This window comes from Streptomyces sp. NPDC056128, assembly GCF_042263835.1.
Classification (GTDB): Bacteria; Actinomycetota; Actinomycetes; order Streptomycetales; family Streptomycetaceae; genus Streptomyces.
In genome coordinates, this window is record NZ_JBHJVQ010000016.1 from 133,013 (window position 1) to 152,854 (window position 19,842).

The window sequence follows — 19,842 nt, forward strand, 5'->3', positions numbered from 1 at the left end:
GGCGGCCCCTTCGGACGTGGTCGGCGCGACGCTGCCCAACGACCTCGGTGGTCCCGAGGCTGGTACCCCCTACCTGGTGCCACCGCGCCCTCCCCGGCTTGCCAACGCTCGCCAGTCTGGCAGATGAGCATGTCGCTCGGGCAGCTATTGACGGGCTGCACCGGCCTCGGCGGCACGTAGGCCGGCACTGCATAGAGAGGGCGGTGGAACGGCTTTGGGCTGGAGCTGCTTTGGGGCGAGTGATCATGGCCCCGTAAGCTTCCGGCGAGTCGGGCAGTCTGTTGACCTGCCCGTTAAAGCACGACGTTGGGGCCATGATCTTAGAGGCTCGCCCCAAAGTGGCTGCCTAAAGCCGTGGAGCCGACCGCCCCAGCCACGACGGGGTTCTGACCTGGGCATCGCCCTCCCACCCTGCCCCGGCCTGGTCTTCGCCCCTTGTGGGCGCGGGCGGGCGACGGCGCGCTGCCCCGGTGACGAAGGCAAGGAGGGGTGGCGCGGCGGCGACCGACCGGCGCCGCCGCGCTGTGCGCGGCACCTCCGATCTCCCGATCGGACTGCTTGCAGTTCCAGGAGGCCGGGAGCGAGGCGAGCGAAGCGAGCCTTGATGAAGTAGGGAAAGTCCTACCGCGCTCTTCTGGCTGCTGATCCCCGGCCGATCTGCCTACTCACGTGAGCAGGCTGCGGCTACGCTGGTCGGGTCACCGCAAGTTGAATCCAAAGGAGCGTGCTCACCGGATGGGGCCGAAGTCGGAGCGGGTCTACCGCACGATTCGCGAGTGGATCACGACGGGCAAGTACCAGCCCGGGGTCAAGCTTCCGTCCGAGCGGACACTGTCCGAAGAGCTGAGCATCGGCCGTACGGCGCTGCGTCAGGTCTTGGCCAAGCTCGTCTCTGAGGGCGCCGTCGAGGTGCACGGTCGTAGCTCGTACCGCGTGCCCGACCGGTCTGCCGTCACCGAGGCACCGACTGATGTTGAGCCGTGGAAGATCTACGGTGAGCGGACGCTGTACGACAACCGTTGGGTGAAGCTCGCCCTCGTGGATGTCGAGCCTCCCGGTGTGAAGCGCTTTGAGCACCACGTAGTACACCTCCACCATGTGGCCATCGCTGCCGTCATTGATGATCAGGACCGCGTCTTGATGATGTGGCGGTACCGCTTCGTCCCGCAGTCCTTCGGCTGGGAGCTACCCGGCGGGATCGTCGACGACGGAGAAGAGCCGTTGCAGACGGCCATGCGTGAGTTCGAGGAAGAGACCGGCTGGCGGCCCAACTCCTTGGAGCACGTGGTGACCTATCAGCCGATGGTCGGCATGGTCGACTCCCCGCACGAGATTTTCGTGGGCCACGGCGCGACGCTGGTTGGCGAGCCGACCGACCTTGAAGAGGCCGGACACATCGCGTGGGTGCCCCTTGCCGACATCCCCGGCCTGATGGCCCGCGGCGAACTCATGGGGTCGGGCACCTTGGTCGCGCTGCTGCACGTCCTCTCCTCTCGGGGCGCCGGCGCGTCGCCTACAACTGCTGCGTAAGCTGCTCGATCCGTCGCCGATGACGCACTGAGCCGGTCCTGCTCGCTACAAGGCGAGCCTGCCGCAGGTGCTCGTGCGCCTGGTTGTACTCGCCCCGAGCGAGATGCGCTTGCGCGAGGTCACAGCGCAGGCCGGCTGATGCCCGTATGAATGTCGGGTCGGCCGTTTCCAGCGCGGTGTAGAGGTTGCTCACCGCGTCGTCGTCGCCGATCAGTGCAAGTGCGTTCCCCCTCCACCTGGCCAGATGCCCCGCGTTCAGGAAGATGCTCAGCATGTCCGGGTCTCGTGCTTGCTCTCCTGGCGGCAGGCGCCTGCCCGCCTTCTCAAGCGCCCGTTGACACTCGTCCTGGAGGCCGGCGCGGGCGCAGATCTCAGCTTCGGCCGCGTACAGCCAAGCCGCGAGGCGCGGGGACATGGCCGCCCCTCCGAGTCGCTGCGCGTCCCGTATCAGCTCGACTGCCATGGATGGGCGTCCGGCGTCGCAGAGTACGTAGGCCTGCTCAGCGGTGGCGTGTGCCAGATACATCGGCTCTTCGGCTTCCTGGGCTGCCCGCTTGCCCAGCTCGTAGTTCCGCCAGGCCCGTTCAACGGCGCCCACGTCGAGTGCTTGCCACGCTGCCAGGGTCGCCGCCCCGGCGAGTGCCCGGGCGACCGGTCGTCGCGTCTCGGGGAGTACGGCGAACGTGAGAGCGTCCTCAAGGGTCGAAAGGTGTGCGGACATCTGGTCGACGAGGCTCGCGGCACCTAACTGCCGGTCCATGGTCCGGAGTAGTTCCGTCTGATCCATGAACGTCTCGACCATGGTCAGGCTGACGCTGCGAGCTGCGTCGATGCGGCCCATGAGTTCGTCGTATCCGTCGGCAACGGAGACGACGGCAGCCGTTTCCGTCCCGCCGGTCAGCTCGTCGTCTGTGACGCCCAGTAGTGCACGAAGGATCTTCGCGTACTGCGCTGAGATGGGGCGGCGGTCGTTCTCCCACTCCGAGACGTACACCTTCAGGCTGGCGGTCGACGCAATGGTGAGAAGGTGCCGGCGAGCGTGGCGTTCGATCTCGTGGATCAGGCGCCCCTGAGACCATTCCCGCGCGATTCTCGCTGCCTTGAGTCCGTTCATCGCTAGTGCCGCCCTGCGTATGGGTGTTGAGCCGTAACAGCAGCATGCCTCACATCAGCGCAGGTCGGCAGGGGTTAACAGGCCCCCGGTTAAGACCTGTTGGCTACCGGGGCGTTGGCGCGAGCGCTTCCCTAGAACTGTCGCAGCAAGGGGAGTTGGAAGCTTCCAGCGCGCGACGGTGCTTGACATCTGGTGCGCACCAGATGCAATCTACTGGTGCGCACCAGTTGGAAGCGCAAGGCCTGCGGCTTAGCTGCGGGCTCCCGCCATCGCACAGGAGCGGCGACCCATCGCCAAGCAAGTCCGCCGCTCCCGTCCCCGGAAAGGGAGTTCCATCATGCGTCAGATTCCCGTCGACACCTCCACCGCCACCGTGATGGTGGCCCAGTCCCCCCAGCCGAAGGTGAAGGACCGCCGTACCGGCGAGCGGGCCATGGACGCCGAGACCGGCGCCGCGCTGTCGACCGTGGACGTCATGTTCGCGGCCAACGGCGAGGTCGAGATCCTGTCCGTGACCGTCCCCGAGACCGGCATCTCCGGTGACCTGATGATGGGCACCCCGGTCGCACTGACCGGTCTGATCGCCCGGCCGTGGGAGAACGAGTTCAACGGTCAGAAGCGCCACGGCATCGCCTTCCGCGCGGTCGCCGTGACCTCTCTCGCCGCCGGCGCCTCGTCCTCGAAGGCGGCCTGAGCCATGACGTGGCTGACCGTCGCCCTGGTGCTGGTCGTCGCCGCTGCGGGTCTCCTGCGGTGGCGGCGCCCCGCCTGGTACTGGATGACCTTCGGGGTCACCCTCGCCGCGCTGCGGGTCCTGGTCCGCTACGGCTCGGTCATGGACGCCTGTGGGCTCACAGTCCCGGCCCCGCGCTGGCGCCTGACCCTGGCCCGGATGACCAACCGGCCGATCCCCGGCCCCCGCGCCCCGCGCATCCTCCGGCTGGGGGTGACCCGGACCGGCCTGGTCCTGCGGCTCAAGCTCAGGCCCGGTCAGGACGCCTTCGACGTGGCGGCCTCGTGCGACCGGCTCCGGCACTCGTTCGCCCTGTACGGCGTCACCTCGCGTGAGCTGCGCTCGGGTGTGGTGGAGCTGCGGATGACCGGCTACGACGTGCTCAAGCGGGTGCAGATGCCTGCCCGCGTCGACACCCGGCCGATGCGGGTCCCGGTGGCCCTGCGCGAGGACGGAGCCGTGCACTACCGCGACTACCGCGCGGTCCCGCACGGGCTGACCCTCGGCGCCACGGAGTCCGGCAAGTCGGTCTATCAGCGCACCCTCGTGGCCGGGCTCGCGCCGCAACGGGTCGCCCTGGTCGGCATTGACTGCAAGCAGGGTGTGGAGCTGTTCCCGCTGGCACGTCGGTTCTCCGCGCTCGCCGACAACCCCGACACCGCCGCCGAACTCCTCGCCGCCCTCGTGTCCCACATGCAGGACGTGTATCAGCTCATCCGGGCTCACCAGCGGATCACCGCTGACGTGCCGGATGCCGAGATCGCCGCCGACATCTGGGACCTGCCCGAAGACCTGCGTCCGGTGCCGATCGTGGTCCTGGTCGACGAGGTCGCCGAACTCGCCCTCTTCGCCACGAAGGACGACGAGAAGCGCCGGGATCGGATCATCACCGCGCTCGCCCGGCTGGCTCAGCTCGGCCGTGCCGCCGGCGTCTATCTGGAGATCTGCGGGCAGCGCTTCGGCTCGGAACTCGGCAAGGGCATCACGATGCTCCGTGCGCAGCTCACCGGCCGGACCGCGCACCGCGTCAACGACGAATCCTCGGCGAACATGGCCTTCGGCGACATCGCCCCGGATGCCGTGCTGGCCGCGATCCAGATCCCCACCGAGACGCCCGGCGTCGCCGTCACCGGTGACTCGTCCGGTGGCTGGGCCCGCGTCCGCGCCCCGCACACCTCGCTGCGCCAGGCAGTGAACGTCTGCAACCGGCACGCCGACCTGACCCCGGATCTGCCCGCCCTCGCGCCATTCCGGCCCGCCCTCGGCACCCTCGCCCCGGTCCCGGCCCCGGCTGTCGAGTCGGCCCCGGCCGCCGCTTGACCCCGCTCGGGAGGTTCCTCATGGCTACTGCGAAGAAGCCCACCACCCGCCGCAAGACCACCCCGCCGGCGCCGGAACCCGCCAAGTGCCCCGACTGCGACGGCAAGGGCGAGACCCGCGAAACCGTCCGCGTCGGCGCCCGCAAGGGCCGCGTGACCGACGACCACCAGACCGCCCTGTGCCTCACCTGCTGGGGCACCGGCCAGGCCACCGACTGACCTGGAAGGAGGACACCATGCCCCGCACCGTGCTCCGCGTGGATGCCGTATTGGTGCAAGCCGTCATCGCCGGCGCCCTGTCTTTCGCCCACCTGCACGACCTTGCCGAAGCGGCTGGCCAGACCGGCTGGAAGGCCTGGGCCTACCCGGTCTCCGTCGACCTGCTCCTGGTCGCCGCCTGGCGCCGACTGCGCTCCGACGGGCCGTCCCGGCTGGCCTGGTGCTGGTTCCTGGTTGCCCTGGTCGCCTCACTCGGCGCCAACGTCGCCACCGCCGGCCTGCTCGACCTGAGCAACGTTCCGGCCTGGCTGCGCATCCTCGTCGCTGCCTGGCCCGCGTTGGCCTTCATGGGCGGCACCCTCCTCGTCCACTCGCCCGCGGAACGCCCCTCGACCTCAACGGCACCCGCCGAACTCGACCCGGACCCCGTGCCCAAGGCGCAGCCCTCTCCGGCACCTGCTGCTGACCCGGCTCCGGAACCGGTCGATTCCGTCGACGCCGCTCAGACTCTCCCGCCCGCCGGCCCGACACCGGCACCCCCGCCCGCCGTCCCGGTCCCGGCCGCGCTGGTCGACCACGCCCGCAAGGTCGCCGCCGACCACGAACACCGAACCGGTGCCCGGATCGACACCGACACCCTTCGCGCACGTCTCGGCGTCCCGCCGCACATGGCCGATGCCATCGCCGCCCAACTCGCCTGAACCGAGAGGAGATCACCCGTCATGCCTGCCCGCGACTTCTTCCACTCCGTGATGCGGATCGGACCGGTGCAGATCGGCACCCACCGCGACCGCCACGGCCAGACCAAGCACGCCGCCGTGTGCAGCTCCGACGGCTGCGGCTGGTCCGCCGACTACACCAGCCAGTCCGCCGCCCAGCTCGCCGCCCGCACCCACCGCTGCAAGGTCCGCTAGGAGGCCATCGTCATGGACGTCCCGCTCTGGTTCGCCCTGCTGATCGTCGGAGTCCTCGGCGTCAAGCTCATCCGCCCGCCCTGGTGGCTCATCGGCGTGCTCCTGCTCGGCGGATTCCTCCTCGCCGACAGCGTCCTTGCCCCGGTCATCGACACCGCCCTCAAGTAACCAAGGAAGGAGGAACGTTCATGTTCCGGCCCAAGCTCCCGACCATGCCCCAGCCCACCGGCATCGTCACCCCGCCCGCCGTCGTCGAACCGACCACGGTCACCCCCGGCACCCCGACCACGCCGCCGGCCTCGGCCGCCCCGGCTCCGGTCCCGGCTTCGACCCGGCCCACGATCCAGCTCACGCCCGGTACCGCGCTCGCCCTCATCGGCGGCGGCACCGCCGTCGTCCTGGTCGTCGGCGCCGTCCTGGTCTCCATGCTCCTGGCGGTCGCCATCACCGGCGCCTCGGTCGCCGTCTGCGCCGTCGTCCTGCGCTCCCTGCTCGCCTCCGACGCCCGGCGTCGCTAGCGGCCCCCGGGGCGGCTCTCTCGCCAAAGAACCGCCGCCCCGGGCGCCTTCCCACCTTCCAGACCCAACGGACCCGAAAGGCACCCTCATGATGCCCCAGCACGCCCCCACCGCGCGCATCTGCCGCGATTGCGACGGCTTCCCGACGGTCGCCATCACCACCGGCACCCGCCACCCCGACGGCACCCGCGCCACCCTCCGCGTCACCTGCCCGACCTGCAAGGGCACCGGCACGACCATCCCCGCCGCCTCCCTCGTCCGTGCCGGGAGGTAGCGGCGTGAGCGACACCGCCACCGCGGCGGGCCTGGACTCGATCACCCTCGGCGATTTGCTGCGGGTGGCCGGGTCCCCGGGCTTCGACCGCTGGCAAGACCAGACCAAGCGCACGGGCGGTTGCTCCGACCCGATCCACCTGACCGGCTGGACGATCCACAAGGACAAGGCCACCGGCGAGACCCTGCACCACTACTCGACCGCCGACGAGCCGGGTGGACGGCTCCGTGTCGCCTGCGGCAACCGCCGCGCCTCCCGCTGCCCCGCCTGCGCCTGGACCTACGCCGGAGACACCTACCACCTGATCCGTGCCGGGCTCGCTGGCGACGACCGCCGCGACATCCCCGCCACCGTCCGGGATCACCCGCGCGTCTTCGCCACGCTCACCGCCCCGTCGTTCGGCCCGGTCCACAACCGCCCTGACCGAGGCGCATGCCGTTGCGGCATCCGCCACACCCCGGACGCTGCGGAGCTGGGCACCGCCCTCGACCCGGCCAGGTACGACTACGCGGGCGCGGTGCTGTTTAACAACCACGCCGGGCAGCTCTGGCAGCGCTTCACCAACCGACTCCGCCGGGAGATCGCCGCCCGCGCCGGCATCACGCAACGTGAACTGAAAGAGTGCGCCCGGCTCTCGTACGGCAAGGTCGCCGAGTTCCAGAAACGCGGCGCCGTGCACTTCCACGCCGTGATCCGCATCGACGGACCCGACGGCCCGGGCGCCCCGCCGCCATCCTGGGCAACGGTCGATCTCCTCGCCGACGCGATCCGCGCCGCCGCCGCGCACTCGTACACCTCGGTCTCGGCCCCGGCCGCCGACGGCCAACCGGCCCGCACCTTCCGGTGGGGCACCCAACTCGACGTACGGCCCGTGAAGGCGTTCGGGGACGGCTCCGACATCACCGAACAGGCTGTTGCCTCCTACGTGGCCAAGTACGCCACCAAAGCGGCTGAGAACACGGGCACGCTCGACCGCCGGATTGGGGAGCTGTCCGAACTCGACCGCCACGACGTCCCGGACCATGCCCGCCGCCTCATCGTCGCGTGCAAGATGCTCGATCCGCTCTACCCGGACCGGCGGCTGTGGGCCTGGGCTCACATGCTCGGCTTTCGCGGTCACTTCTCCTCGAAGTCGCGCTGCTACTCGACCACCCTCGGCACGCTCCGCCAGGCACGCGCTGACTACCGCGCGGCCCAAGAGGTCACCGCCCTCGGCATCGACGCCCGCGAGCCGGACACCGTCCTCGTGCTTTCCGACTGGCAGTACGCCGGCCACGGCCACACCCCCGGCGAATCCGCCCTCGCCGCAACCATCGCCCGAGATCTCCAGCTCAACCGCCAAACCGCCCGCGAAGAGCTCTTGGCCCTGGAAGGAGCCTGACGTGAAAGACGAGTTGATGACCGTCCCGCAGATCCTCGATGAGCTCGGCGGAGTATCACGGAGGACGTTCTACCGGTGGCGCGAACTGGGACAGGGACCGGCTTCCTTCAAGCTCCCGAACGGGGAACTGCGGGTTTGGCGAAGCGACTTCCGGACCTGGTTGCGACAGTTGGAGGCCGCCGCGTGAAGTCTCTCGACGTCAAGGTCTGGGGGGTGCGAAAGAGGAACACGAAGAAGTCGTCCTATGACGTCCGGTGGATCGTGGCCGGCAATGTGTTTTCCGACCAGTTCCGCACCAAGGGGCTGGCGGATCACTACCGTTCCAAGCTCCTCCGGGCCGCTCATGGCGGCGAGGAGTTCGACACGGTCACGGGGTTGCCTGACTCGATGGTCGAAAAGGCGGCCTCTATGAGCTGGTACGCCTTCGCTCTGAAGTACCTCGCCATGAAGTGGCCGCATGCCGCTCCCAACACGCGCAATGGCATCAACGAGTCGCTGACTGCAGTGACCATGACCCTGCTCGACGATCGACCAGGTCGGCCACCCGAGGAGCTGATCAGGAGGGTGCTCCGGAACTGGGCTTTCGTCCTTCCCGGTCCGGATGACCGCGAACTGCCACAAGAGATCGCACACGCGCTGCACTGGGTGTCGAAGGCTGCACGCCCCCTCGCCGATCTCGGTGACGCTGCGATCGCCAGGGCCGTGCTGGACGCGTTGAAGCTGAAACTGGATGGCACAGCGGCAGCCGCGGAGACTGTTCGCCGCAAGCGCCGGACGCTCGTCAACGCCCTGCACTACGCGGTCGATCTCGGGGAGTTCAAAGAGAACCCGATCACTGGCATTCGCTGGAAGAAACCGAAGGTCGCCGGAGAAGTCGATCCACGGGTGGTGGCCAATCCAGAGCAGGCGCGCTCTTTGCTGACGGCTGTGTCGTACGTTGGCGGGTATGGTCGGGCTCGCGGCCGTCGACTGGTCGGCCTGTTCGCCTGCATGTATTACGGGGCCTTCCGCCCCGCTGAAGCTGTGGGCCTCACCGCGGCAGACCTGAAGCTGCCGGAGACGGGCTGGGGCACGGCGTTGCTGAACCGGACGCGTCCCAGTGCTGGCAAGCAGTGGACGGACTCGGGAGAGACCCACGACGACCGGGGTCTGAAGAACCGGCCGGCCGAGGAAGTGCGGCTCGTGCCGATCCCGCCCCAGCTCGTTGCCATCCTTAAGCGGCACCTCGACACCTTCGGTACCGCCGAGGACGGGCGGCTGTTCACCAATGAGCGTGGGGGAGTGGTCGGCTCATCGACGTACTTCCGCGTGTGGCAGGAGGCTCGTGTGTTTGCTCTCCCGCCGGCCGCGGTGGCCTCACCGCTCGCTGCCCGTCCGTACGATCTGCGGCACTCGGCGTTGTCCACCTGGCTCAACGCCGGTGTCGACCCGACGGAGGTCGCCGAACGCGCAGGTAACAGCGTGGAGGTCTTGCTGAGTCGGTACGCAAAATGCATCGACGGGCGGCAAGAGGTCGTCAATCGCAAGATCGAAGAGCTGTTGCGCGAGTACGAGTGACACGTACGTGAGTTGTAGCCCCCAGCCCGCATGGACTGGGGGCTTCGCCGTATCTCGGCCGCGTGGCGTCGGTCGTTGGTTGTCGGTTGCACCTGCCGCGTCGCTTTTGGCTCCGCTGGTGGACTACTGCCCCAGGGGTTCCGTCCGGTTCGCGCTCTACGCGGAGGCTGACGGACTGGCGACCCTCACGGTATGGGGCTTTTAGAGAGGGAACCGCGGCGGCTGAGTGGTGGGCAGTCCCCTTGTCCTGACTGCGGTCTGTTGCAGGACCGAGTGCCGACGCTTGAGCAAGAGTGGGTGCTGCTGGAGCCGGACATGAATCCCCTGGCCCATACCGTGCCGGCGGAGCACCGGTGGATCGAACTGTCGGATGGGCGGGTGACGGTCTACGGAGTGTGCCCGCCGGATCAGTTCCAACGGTGCCGCGTCGAGCACCGCCTTGCCTGCCCTGCACAACCTCTGCCGGATCTGTGGCCGTGGTTGACGTCCCTGCGAGGGGAGAATGCTCGGCGAGTGGAGCGGCAGAACGATCCGGAGCCGCCTTCGCCCCATGAGGAGTGGCCGGACGCTGGCTGACGGCTCCTCCGGAAACTCTGGGGCTGACCAGGGGAGACAGTCCAAGATCCTGTCCACGAATAGTCCACAGACGCCGACATGCGCCTGCTCCGAGCGGCACACGCCTGCACATACGCGAAGACCCCATCCTCAGCGTTTCCGCTGGTGACAGGGTCTTTAGGCACCTCATGCAGGGTGCCCCCGGCAGGATTCGAACCTGCGCACACGGCTCCGGAGGCCGTTGCTCTATCCCCTGAGCTACGGGGGCGTGTTCGTCGCGTTCGGTGTTGCTCGCGGCGACGGGTAGAACACTACCAGCTCCCCCGGGGTGGTCATGAACGGGTTTTCGCGGGTCGTGGGGCCTGTCGGGGCACACGCGCGGGCCGTTGTCCCCCGCAGGGGTGGAAGTGGGGAAAAGCCGGACGCGGTGGCCGGTCCGGACCTACTCTCGAGTTGTGCCTAGGGCGTCTGGCCGGGTTCTTGTTGTGGACGACAACAAGGTCATCCGGCAGCTGATCAGGGTCAATCTCGAGCTGGAGGGCTTCGAGGTCGTGACCGCGGGCGATGGTGTCGAGTGTCTGGATGTCGTCCATCAGGTGCGGCCCGACGTGGTCACGCTGGACGTGGTCATGCCCCGCCTGGACGGGCTCCGGACCGCCGCGCGGCTGCGTGCCGACCCACGTACCCAGGAGCTTCCGATCGCGATCGTGAGTGCCTGTACGCGGTACGAGGTCGACGCGGGGTTCGCCGCCGGGGTCGACGCCTTCCTCTCCAAGCCGTTCGAGCCCGCCGAGCTCGTCAGTCTCGTACGGCAGTTGGCCGAGCGGACCGTCACGGGGGTCGGTGTGGCGGGTGGTGACGGGGCGGCCGCCTCGTCCTCCCGCGCGGGGGAGAGTGAGTCGTCCGCTCAGGCGTGATCGCCCCCGCGACCTCCCTCTGACCCTTCCCGTCCATATCCCGGGACTCCCCGAAACCGGTTGGCCTCCCCACCCGCCTCCTCCCATACGCTTGACCCGTGACCCCCGTAGAGCTCTCCCGTACCGTGCTGCGCGCGGTGCGTCGCGCTGTCGACGGGGGAGAGCTGGACGTGGACGTGCCCGTGCGGGTCCGGGTGGGGCCTCCGGGGCCCGGTGGGTGTGGTGACTACGCCACCGGCATCGCCCTGCAGCTGGCCCGGCCGGCCGGGCAGCCGCCGTACCGGGTCGCCGAGGTGCTGCGGGCGCATCTCGCCGCCGCCGACGGGATCGCCGACGTCGTCCTCACCGGGCCCGGGTTTCTCAACATCAGCCTCCACCGCACCGCCCCGGCCGAGCTGGTCACCGAGGTGCTGCGGCGCGGGCCACGGTACGGCCACGTCGACCCCAAGGACGGAGACGGCGAACGGCGTCTCGTGCGGCTGCACTGCGACCACCACCCCCGCGCCCTCGTCGTCGCCGACGCCGCCGCCCGCATCCTGCGCTCCCAGGGCGCCCTCGCCCGCATCAGCTGTGCCGCGCCGATCCCGGTGGAGTGGGGCGCCGTCCTCGGCGTGCGCGTGGACACCGGCAAGCCCGCCTCCGAGGGGCCGTCCGTCCAGGTCAGGCCCGTGCCCGCCCCCGGCGACCCCCTCCCCCTCGGGCGGGACGCCGGACGCTGGGCGCTGCTCCACCCCGCCGCCCACGACCGGCCCCGGATCGGTGACGAGCACCTGGTCCAGCGCGAGAGCAACCCCCTCTTCCGGGTGCGCTACGCCCACGCCCGCACCCGCGCCCTCGCGCGCAACGCGGCCGACCTCGGCTTCGCCGCCGAGCCGGGGCCCGTGGAGGACGCGAACGGGATAGACGGGCACCGGATATACGTCCTGCTCGGCGACCACCCCCGCGTACTCGCCGCCGCCGCGGCCCACCACGCTCCCGACCGCCTCGCCCGGCACCTCGTCACCGTCGCCGATGCCGTGCTGCCTTTTCTGCCCGCCGTGCTGCCGCGCGGTGGGGAGAAACCCTCGGCCGCCCACCGTGCCCGGCTCGCCCTCGCCGAAGCCGCCGGGACGGTGCTGGCCGGCGGCCTGACCCTGCTCGGTATCGACGCACCCGACCACCTGTGAAGCCAGCGAGAGAGTCAGCGAAGAAATGAGCCGTTCCGCACACCCCGCCGGGCCCCGTCACGCCGACGTCCTCACCGAGGGGCACTATTCCGCGCCGCCCGCCGATCTCAACGCCCTCGACCCCAAGGTGTGGGCCCACACCGTCGGGCGGGACGGGGACGGGGCCGTCACCGTCGGGGGGATCGCCGTCACCCAGCTCGCCGAGGAGTACGGCACCCCCGCCTACATCCTCGACGAGGCCGACTTCCGGGAGCGGGCTCGGGCCTGGCGTACCGCCTTCGGGACCGAGGCCGACGTCTTCTACGCCGGCAAGGCCTTCCTGTCGCGCGCCGTCGTGCGGTGGCTGGACGAGGAGGGGCTCAACCTTGATGTGTGCTCCGGTGGCGAACTGGCCACCGCGCTGTCCGCGGGCATGCCCGCCGAACGCATCGCCTTCCACGGCAACAACAAGTCGCCGGAGGAGATCGAGCGGGCCGTCGCCGCGGGCGTCGGGCGGATCGTGCTCGACTCCTTCCAGGAGATCGTGCGCGTCGCCCACACCGCCGAGTCGCTCGGCCGGCGGCAGCGGGTGCAGATCCGTATCACCGTCGGCGTCGAGGCGCACACCCACGAGTTCATCGCCACCGCCCACGAGGACCAGAAGTTCGGCATCCCGCTGGCCGGCGGGCAGGCCGCGGAGGCCGTGCGGCGGGCCCTCCAGCTCGACGGGATCGAGCTGATCGGGATCCATTCCCACATCGGGTCGCAGATCTTCGACATGTCCGGGTTCGAGGTCGCCGCGCACCGGGTCGTCGGGCTGCTCAAGGACATTCGCGACGAGCACGGGGTCGAGCTGCCCGAGATCGATCTGGGGGGCGGGCTCGGGATCGCCTACACGAGCGACGACGACCCCCGCGAGCCGCACGAGATCGCCAAGGCGCTGACCGAGATCGTCACGCGGGAGTGCGAGAGCGCCCGGCTGCGGACGCCCCGCATCTCCGTCGAGCCCGGCCGGGCCATCGTGGGCCCGACCGCCTTCACGCTCTACGAGGTCGGCACCGTCAAGCCGCTCGACGGGCTGCGGACGTATGTCTCCGTGGACGGGGGGATGTCGGACAACATCCGGACCGCGCTCTACGACGCCGAGTACAGCGTCGCCCTCGCCTCCCGCACCTCCGACGCCGAGCCGATGCTGGCCCGCGTCGTCGGCAAGCACTGCGAGAGCGGGGACATCGTGGTCAAGGACGCCTTCCTGCCGGGCGACCTGGCCCCCGGTGACCTGATCGCCGTACCGGCGACGGGCGCGTACTGCCGCTCCATGGCCAGCAACTACAACCACGTGCTGCGCCCGCCGGTCGTCGCGGTGCGGGACGGCGAGGCGCGGGTCATCGTGCGGCGTGAGACCGAGGAGGACCTGCTGCGTCTCGACGTCGGGTGAAGATCTTTCGCCCCACACCCCTCCGAAAATGAAATAAACGTCTCACGATCCGGACGAAAGGCAGAAAATCCCGTCCGGTGCGTGAGACTGGTCCAACCGTAGACGGTATGAGGAAACGAGGTCGGATGATGCGTACGCGTCCGCTGAAGGTGGCGCTGCTGGGCTGTGGTGTGGTCGGCTCAGAGGTGGCGCGCATCATGACGACGCACGCCGACGACCTCGCCGCCCGCATCGGGGCACCGGTGGAGCTCGCGGGCGTGGCCGTACGGCGACCCGACCGGGTGCGCGAGGGCATCGACCCCGCCCTCGTCACCACCGACGCCACCGCCCTGGTCAAGCGCGGGGACATCGACGTCGTCGTCGAGGTCATCGGCGGCATCGAGCCCGCCCGCACCCTCATCACCACCGCCTTCGAGCACGGCGCCTCCGTCGTCTCCGCCAACAAGGCGCTCCTCGCCCAGGACGGCGCCTCGCTGCACGCCGCCGCCGACGAGCACGGCAAGGACCTGTACTACGAGGCCGCCGTCGCCGGTGCCATCCCGCTGATCCGGCCGCTGCGCGAGTCCCTCGCCGGCGACAAGGTCAACCGGGTGCTCGGCATCGTCAACGGGACCACCAACTTCATCCTCGACGCCATGGACACGACCGGGGCGGGCTACCAGGAGGCGCTCGACGAGGCCACCGCCCTCGGGTACGCCGAGGCCGACCCGACCGCCGACGTCGAGGGCTTCGACGCCGCCGCCAAGGCCGCCATCCTCGCCGGGATCGCCTTCCACACGCGCGTGCGCCTCGACGACGTCTACCGCGAGGGCATGACCGAGGTCACCGCCGCCGACTTCGCCTCCGCCAAGGAGATGGGCTGCACCATCAAGCTCCTCGCGATCTGCGAGCGGGCCGCGGACGGGGCGTCGGTCACCGCGCGGGTGCATCCCGCGATGATCCCGCTCAGCCACCCGCTGGCCAACGTGCGCGAGGCCTACAACGCCGTCTTCGTGGAGTCCGACGCCGCGGGGCAGCTCATGTTCTACGGGCCCGGCGCCGGCGGTCCGCCGACCGCGTCCGCCGTACTCGGCGACCTCGTCGCCGTCTGCCGCAACCGGCTGGGCGGCGCGACCGGACCCGGCGAGTCCGCGTACGCCGCACTGCCCGTCTCGCCGATGGGCGAGGTCGTCACGCGCTACCACATCAGCCTCGACGTGGCCGACAAACCGGGCGTGCTCGCCCAGGTCGCGACCGTGTTCGCGGAGCACGGTGTCTCCATCGACACCGTGCGGCAGTCCGGCAAGGACGGCGAGGCATCCCTCGTCGTCGTCACCCACCGTGCGTCCGACGCCGCCCTCGGCGGTACGGTCGAGGCGCTGCGCAAGCTCGACACCGTGCGGGGTGTCGCCAGCATCATGCGGGTTGAAGGAGAGTAACCAGCAATGACCCACCAGTGGCGCGGAATCATCGAGGAGTACCGGGACCGGCTGCCCGTCTCCGACAGCACGCCCGTCGTGACGCTCCGCGAGGGCGGCACGCCGCTCGTGCCCGCACAGGTGCTCTCCGAGCGCACGGGCTGCGAGGTCCACCTCAAGGTCGAGGGGGCGAACCCGACGGGGTCCTTCAAGGACCGCGGCATGACCATGGCCATCAGCAAGGCCAAGGAGGAGGGCGCGCAGGCCGTCATCTGCGCGTCCACCGGCAACACCTCCGCCAGTGCCGCCGCGTACGGCGTGCGCGCGGGCATGGTGTCCGCCGTGCTCGTGCCGCAGGGCAAGATCGCGCTCGGCAAGATGGGCCAGGCCCTCGTGCACGGCGCGAAGATCCTCCAGGTCGACGGCAACTTCGACGACTGCCTCACGCTGGCCCGCGCGCTCAGCGACAACTACCCGGTGGCGCTGGTCAATTCGGTCAACCCGGTGCGTATCGAGGGGCAGAAGACGGCCGCCTTCGAGATCGTGGACATGCTCGGCGACGCGCCCGACATACACGTCCTGCCGGTCGGCAACGCCGGCAACATCACCGCGTACTGGAAGGGGTACCGCGAGTACGCCGCCGACGGGGTCAGCACGAGGACGCCCCGCATGTGGGGGTTCCAGGCCTCCGGCAGCGCCCCGATCGTGCGCGGCGAGGTCGTCAAGGACCCGTCGACCATCGCCACCGCCATCCGGATCGGCAACCCGGCCTCGTGGGACCTCGCGCTCGCCGCGCGGGACGAGTCCGGCGGCGCCATCGACGAGGTGACGGACCGTGAGATCCTGCGCGCCTACCGGCTGTTGGCCTCCCAGGAGGGCGTCTTCGTCGAGCCCGCGTCCGCCGCGTCGGTGGCCGGTCTGCTGAAGGCCGCCGAGCTGGGCAGGGTCGACCCGGGCCAGCGCATCGTCTGCACCGTCACCGGCAACGGCCTGAAGGACCCGGACTGGGCCGTCGCCGGCGCCCCGCAGCCGGTCACCGTCCCGGTCGACGCGGCGACGGCGGCCGAGCGGCTCGGGCTGGTCTGAGGCCACGCAGCGCATACCGCGCCACTCCCACCGGCGTACGAGGGCGTAAGCGACGTCCGGCCGGGAAAGTCACTTATGGGGGGTGCACAGGGGGCTTGCGACACGCATCGTGCGCCTCCTGTGCGCCCTATGTCGCCACGGAACCTTCCTTCGATAGGCTGTACCCGAACCCGCCTGCCGCATATGCCGCCCAGCCGCGCCGGCAGCGGCGGCCACCGAAGGTTCCGTACGTCATCGGATGCCAGATCGAACGTCATTCGACAACCCACGCAGCTCAAGGAGAGTCATCGAGAGATGGCCGGTCCAGCGTTCCGCGCCGCCGCCGTCAGGGTGCGCGTCCCCGCCACCAGCGCCAACCTCGGCCCGGGCTTCGACGCCCTCGGTCTCGCGCTGGGCTTGTACGACGACGTGGTCGTCCGGGTGGCCGACTCCGGGCTGCACATCGACATCGCGGGTGAGGGCAGCGAGACGCTGCCGCGCGACGAGAAACACCTCCTGATCCGCTCCCTGCGCACCGCCTTCGACCTCCTGGGCGGACAGCCCCGCGGCCTGGAGATCGTCTGCGCCAACCGCATCCCGCACGGCCGCGGCCTCGGCTCCTCCTCCGCCGCCATCTGCGCCGGCATCGTCGCCGCGCGCGCGGTGACCATAGGCGGCGAGGCCCGCCTCGACGACGCCGCGCTGCTCGACCTCGCCACCGAGATCGAGGGCCACCCCGACAACGTGGCGGCCTGTCTGCTGGGCGGCTTCACTCTGTCCTGGATGGAGTCCGGCGCGGCCCGCGCGATCAGGATGGAGCCCGCCGATTCCATCGTTCCGGTGGTTTTCGTGCCCGGAAAGCCGGTACTGACGGAGACCGCGCGCGGACTGCTCCCGCGCCATGTCCCGCACGTCGACGCCGCCACCAACGCCGGCCGCGCCGCGCTGCTCGTCGAGGCCCTGACCAGGCGCCCCGAGCTGCTGCTTCCGGCCACCGAGGACCGCCTCCACCAGGAGTACCGCGCACCGGCCATGCCGGAGAGCGCGGCGCTGGTGGAGCGACTGCGCGGCGACGGCATCCCCGCGGTGATCTCGGGTGCCGGACCCACCGTGATGGCCCTCGCCGACGCCGACACGGCCGACAAGGTCGAGGCGTTGGCGGGGACGGACTGGGCGGCCAACCGGCTGAGCCTGGACCAGCAGGGCGCGAGCGTGCTGCCTCTGGCAACCTCCAGTGACATTTAGACGCGGAGGGTTGCCGGATTTCGAGAGGGGGAATGTTTGTTGGATCCGGTAGTGTTAACCTCAAGTCTGCACCCGACCCCACCATGGCGAGGTGCCTCGTGTCCCCGTCCGGGACAGACATCCTTCCGGGAGCCCCCCAAGTCGCACTGTGTGGTGGATGTCGTACGTGAACAGTACGGCCGACACGGACACTGAGCGACCCGCCGGGCACGCTTCGGAACCGGTGCGACCACGCCGCGTGTCACAGACATTGGGTGTCACGGCCAGGGGGCGCGCCATCACCAGATATCTCTTCCGCCTTTCAGGCGGACCACCGCCCCGGCACGGTTCGCACAGCAAGGACCGAAGCCGGACAGCACAACCGGTCGCCGAGCCAGACAGGCCGACGTCCGCTCCAGGGAAGGACCCTTCGTGAGCGACACCACCGATCTGATGGGCGCACGTGTCGAGGAGACCGCTGCCGCGCCCGCCACGGACGCCTCCGCGCCTGCCAGCGGTGCCGGCTCCCGGCGGCGCCGCGGTACCGGCCTCGAGGGCATGGTGCTGGCCGAGCTGCAACAGGTCGCATCCGGCCTCGGCATCAGGGGCACCGCGCGTATGCGCAAGAGCCAGCTGATCGAGGTCATCAAGGAGGCGCAGGCCGCCGGGGGAGCCCCCGCCAAGGCCGCGCCCGCCGCGGACGCCGCCGGCGAGACCAAGCCGAAGCGCCGCAGCACCTCCCGGTCCCGCACGGGCGACGAGGCCCCCGCCGAGAAGGCGGAGAAGGCCGGCAAGGCCGAGAAGAAGGCGGACAAGGCGACCGCCGACCAGGCCGCCGCCCAGCAGCAGATCGACATCCCCGGTCAGCCGTCCAAGGTCTCGCCCGCCGCCGACCAGTCCGGTGCCGCCGGTGACGACGCCCCCTCCGAGCGCCGTCGTCGCCGCGCCACCGCCGACGCGGGCAGCCCGTCCGCCGAGACGGTCGCCGTCGAGACCCGCGAGCCGAAGGGCGACACGTCGGCCCAGCAGTCCCAGGGCCAGCAGCAGGGCCAGGGCGACGGCCGCTCCGACGGCGAGGGCGGCGAGGGCCGCCGCCGCGACCGCCGTGACCGCGGTGACCGTGGCGACCGCGGTGACCGCGGCGACCGCGGGCGCGACCGCGACCGCCGCAACAAGGGCGACGACCAGCAGGGCCAGGGCGGCGGCCAGCAGCGGCAGCAGGGCGGCGGCCGTCAGGACCGCCAGCAGCAGGACGACGACGATTTCGAGGGCGGCCGCCGGGGCCGTCGCGGCCGCTACCGCGACCGCCGGGGCCGTCGTGGACGCGACGAGATCCAGGAGCCGCAGATCAACGAGGACGACGTCCTCATCCCGGTCGCCGGCATCCTCGACATCCTCGACAACTACGCGTTCATCCGGACCTCCGGCTACCTGCCCGGCCCCAACGACGTGTACGTCTCCCTCGCCCAGGTCCGCAAGAACGGCCTGCGCAAGGGCGACCACCTCACCGGTGCCGTGCGCCAGCCCAAGGAGGGCGAGCGCCGCGAGAAGTTCAACGCGCTGGTGCGCCTGGACTCCGTCAACGGCATGGCGCCCGAACACGGCCGCGGACGGCCGGAGTTCAACAAGCTGACGCCGCTGTACCCGCAGGACCGCCTCCGCCTGGAGACGGACCCCGGCGTACTCACCACCCGCATCATCGACCTCGTCGCGCCCATCGGTAAGGGCCAGCGCGGTCTGATCGTGGCCCCGCCGAAGACCGGCAAGACCATGATCATGCAGGCGATCGCCAACGCGATCACGCACAACAACCCCGAGTGCCACCTGATGGTCGTCCTGGTCGACGAGCGTCCGGAAGAGGTCACCGACATGCAGCGGTCGGTGAAGGGCGAGGTCATCTCCTCGACCTTCGACCGCCCGGCCGAGGACCACACCACGGTCGCCGAGCTGGCCATCGAGCGCGCCAAGCGCCTGGTGGAGCTGGGTCACGACGTGGTCGTGCTGCTCGACTCGATCACCCGCCTGGGCCGTGCGTACAACCTCGCCGCCCCGGCCTCCGGCCGCATCCTGTCCGGTGGTGTCGACTCGACCGCCCTGTACCCGCCGAAGCGCTTCTTCGGTGCGGCCCGCAACATCGAGGACGGCGGCTCGCTGACCATCCTCGCCACCGCGCTGGTGGACACCGGGTCCCGCATGGACGAGGTCATCTTCGAGGAGTTCAAGGGCACCGGCAACGCCGAGCTGAAGCTCGACCGGAAGCTCGCCGACAAGCGCATCTTCCCCGCGGTGGACGTCGACGCGTCCGGCACCCGCAAGGAGGAGATCCTGCTCGGCAGCGAGGAGCTGGCCGTCACCTGGAAGCTCCGCCGCGTGCTGCACGCCCTCGACCAGCAGCAGGCGATCGAGCTGCTCCTCGACAAGATGAAGCAGACCAAGTCGAACGGCGAGTTCCTGATGCAGATCCAGAAGACGACCCCGACGCCCGGCAACGGCGACTGACGTCTTCGCACCACCCAGGGCCGCCCGCGTCACACCGTGACGC

At 70.3% G+C, this 19,842-nt stretch carries 21 protein-coding genes and 1 tRNA gene; 20 read left to right on the forward strand and 2 right to left on the reverse strand.

Translation table 11 applies throughout. The features are described from left to right. Positions 1-735: 735 nt before the first annotated feature. Positions 736-1,530, forward strand: coding sequence for an NUDIX domain-containing protein (locus tag ACFC1X_RS26240; protein WP_376357520.1), 795 nt, complete (start codon positions 736-738; stop codon positions 1,528-1,530). Here ACFC1X_RS26240 and ACFC1X_RS26245 read toward each other — a convergent pair. Continuing rightward, positions 1,514-2,524 carry an XRE family transcriptional regulator gene (locus tag ACFC1X_RS26245; protein ID WP_376357562.1) on the reverse strand — a complete coding sequence of 337 codons (1,011 nt, stop codon included), beginning with the start codon at positions 2,522-2,524 and terminating at the stop codon, positions 1,514-1,516. The two genes, ACFC1X_RS26240 and ACFC1X_RS26245, sit on opposite strands and share 17 nt — an antisense overlap. A 457-nt stretch (positions 2,525-2,981) precedes the next feature. On the opposite strand from ACFC1X_RS26245, the gene ACFC1X_RS26250 reads away from it, so the two are divergent. The 12 genes from ACFC1X_RS26250 (at position 2,982) to ACFC1X_RS26305 (ending at position 10,135) form a co-directional block, all read left to right on the forward strand. Further along, positions 2,982-3,338, forward strand: coding sequence for a hypothetical protein (locus tag ACFC1X_RS26250; protein WP_007387638.1), 357 nt, complete (start codon positions 2,982-2,984; stop codon positions 3,336-3,338). 3 nt (positions 3,339-3,341) lie between these two features. Next, entirely contained in the window at positions 3,342-4,697 is a 1,356-nt protein-coding gene (locus ACFC1X_RS26255; protein ID WP_376357522.1) for an FtsK/SpoIIIE domain-containing protein, read from the forward strand. A gap of 20 nt (positions 4,698-4,717) precedes the next feature. Then, positions 4,718-4,915, forward strand: coding sequence for a hypothetical protein (locus tag ACFC1X_RS26260; protein ID WP_376357524.1), 198 nt, complete (start codon positions 4,718-4,720; stop codon positions 4,913-4,915). A 17-nt stretch (positions 4,916-4,932) separates the two neighbouring features. Continuing rightward, positions 4,933-5,616, forward strand: coding sequence for a DUF2637 domain-containing protein (locus ACFC1X_RS26265; protein WP_376357526.1), 684 nt, complete (start codon positions 4,933-4,935; stop codon positions 5,614-5,616). A gap of 21 nt (positions 5,617-5,637) precedes the next feature. Continuing rightward, positions 5,638-5,829 (forward strand): mobile element transfer protein, encoded by a 192-nt coding sequence (locus ACFC1X_RS26270; protein WP_007387681.1) that lies wholly within the window; start codon positions 5,638-5,640, stop codon positions 5,827-5,829. A 12-nt stretch (positions 5,830-5,841) separates the two neighbouring features. Then, positions 5,842-5,997, forward strand: coding sequence for a hypothetical protein (locus tag ACFC1X_RS26275; protein ID WP_202546018.1), 156 nt, complete (start codon positions 5,842-5,844; stop codon positions 5,995-5,997). 20 nt (positions 5,998-6,017) lie between these two features. Continuing rightward, a complete protein-coding gene (locus tag ACFC1X_RS26280; protein ID WP_376357528.1) occupies positions 6,018-6,347 on the forward strand; it encodes a SpdD-like protein in 330 nt (109 codons plus the stop codon). Between the two features lie 91 nt (positions 6,348-6,438). Next, positions 6,439-6,621, forward strand: coding sequence for a hypothetical protein (locus ACFC1X_RS26285; protein ID WP_376357564.1), 183 nt, complete (start codon positions 6,439-6,441; stop codon positions 6,619-6,621). Positions 6,622-6,625: 4 nt separating this feature from the next. Further along, positions 6,626-8,002 (forward strand): replication initiator protein RepSA, encoded by a 1,377-nt coding sequence (repSA, locus tag ACFC1X_RS26290; RefSeq protein ID WP_376357530.1) that lies wholly within the window; start codon positions 6,626-6,628, stop codon positions 8,000-8,002. A gap of 16 nt (positions 8,003-8,018) precedes the next feature. After that, positions 8,019-8,189, forward strand: coding sequence for an AlpA family transcriptional regulator (locus tag ACFC1X_RS26295; RefSeq protein ID WP_161346910.1), 171 nt, complete (start codon positions 8,019-8,021; stop codon positions 8,187-8,189). Next, complete coding sequence (locus ACFC1X_RS26300; RefSeq protein ID WP_376357532.1) at positions 8,186-9,559, forward strand: tyrosine-type recombinase/integrase; 1,374 nt, start codon at positions 8,186-8,188, stop codon at positions 9,557-9,559. The genes ACFC1X_RS26295 and ACFC1X_RS26300 overlap by 4 nt, the downstream gene beginning before the upstream one ends. Before the next feature lie 192 nt (positions 9,560-9,751). After that, positions 9,752-10,135 (forward strand): DUF6083 domain-containing protein, encoded by a 384-nt coding sequence (locus ACFC1X_RS26305; RefSeq protein WP_237557391.1) that lies wholly within the window; start codon positions 9,752-9,754, stop codon positions 10,133-10,135. Between the two features lie 175 nt (positions 10,136-10,310). On the opposite strand, the gene ACFC1X_RS26310 is transcribed toward ACFC1X_RS26305, so the two are convergent. After that, positions 10,311-10,382 (reverse strand) — tRNA-Arg (locus ACFC1X_RS26310). Positions 10,383-10,569: 187 nt separating this feature from the next. Here ACFC1X_RS26310 and ACFC1X_RS26315 point away from each other — a divergent pair. From ACFC1X_RS26315 to rho, 7 genes are all read left to right on the forward strand, one after another. Then, positions 10,570-11,031, forward strand: coding sequence for a response regulator (locus ACFC1X_RS26315; RefSeq protein ID WP_376357534.1), 462 nt, complete (start codon positions 10,570-10,572; stop codon positions 11,029-11,031). 98 nt (positions 11,032-11,129) lie between these two features. Beyond that, positions 11,130-12,197 carry an ArgS-related anticodon-binding protein NrtL gene (gene nrtL / locus ACFC1X_RS26320; protein ID WP_376357536.1) on the forward strand — a complete coding sequence of 356 codons (1,068 nt, stop codon included), beginning with the start codon at positions 11,130-11,132 and terminating at the stop codon, positions 12,195-12,197. Positions 12,198-12,222: 25 nt separating this feature from the next. Beyond that, the gene (gene lysA / locus ACFC1X_RS26325) at positions 12,223-13,614 is read left to right on the forward strand and encodes a diaminopimelate decarboxylase (RefSeq protein WP_376357538.1); all 1,392 of its coding nucleotides are present in this window, start codon (positions 12,223-12,225) and stop codon (positions 13,612-13,614) included. Positions 13,615-13,739: 125 nt separating this feature from the next. Next, complete coding sequence (locus ACFC1X_RS26330; protein ID WP_376357540.1) at positions 13,740-15,032, forward strand: homoserine dehydrogenase; 1,293 nt, start codon at positions 13,740-13,742, stop codon at positions 15,030-15,032. A gap of 6 nt (positions 15,033-15,038) precedes the next feature. Continuing rightward, positions 15,039-16,097 carry a threonine synthase gene (gene thrC, locus ACFC1X_RS26335; RefSeq protein WP_125493195.1) on the forward strand — a complete coding sequence of 353 codons (1,059 nt, stop codon included), beginning with the start codon at positions 15,039-15,041 and terminating at the stop codon, positions 16,095-16,097. A gap of 294 nt (positions 16,098-16,391) precedes the next feature. Further along, positions 16,392-17,321 (forward strand): homoserine kinase, encoded by a 930-nt coding sequence (thrB, locus tag ACFC1X_RS26340; protein WP_376357542.1) that lies wholly within the window; start codon positions 16,392-16,394, stop codon positions 17,319-17,321. A 411-nt stretch (positions 17,322-17,732) separates the two neighbouring features. Continuing rightward, positions 17,733-19,799 carry a transcription termination factor Rho gene (rho, locus tag ACFC1X_RS26345; RefSeq protein ID WP_376357544.1) on the forward strand — a complete coding sequence of 689 codons (2,067 nt, stop codon included), beginning with the start codon at positions 17,733-17,735 and terminating at the stop codon, positions 19,797-19,799. Positions 19,800-19,842: the final 43 nt, after the last annotated feature.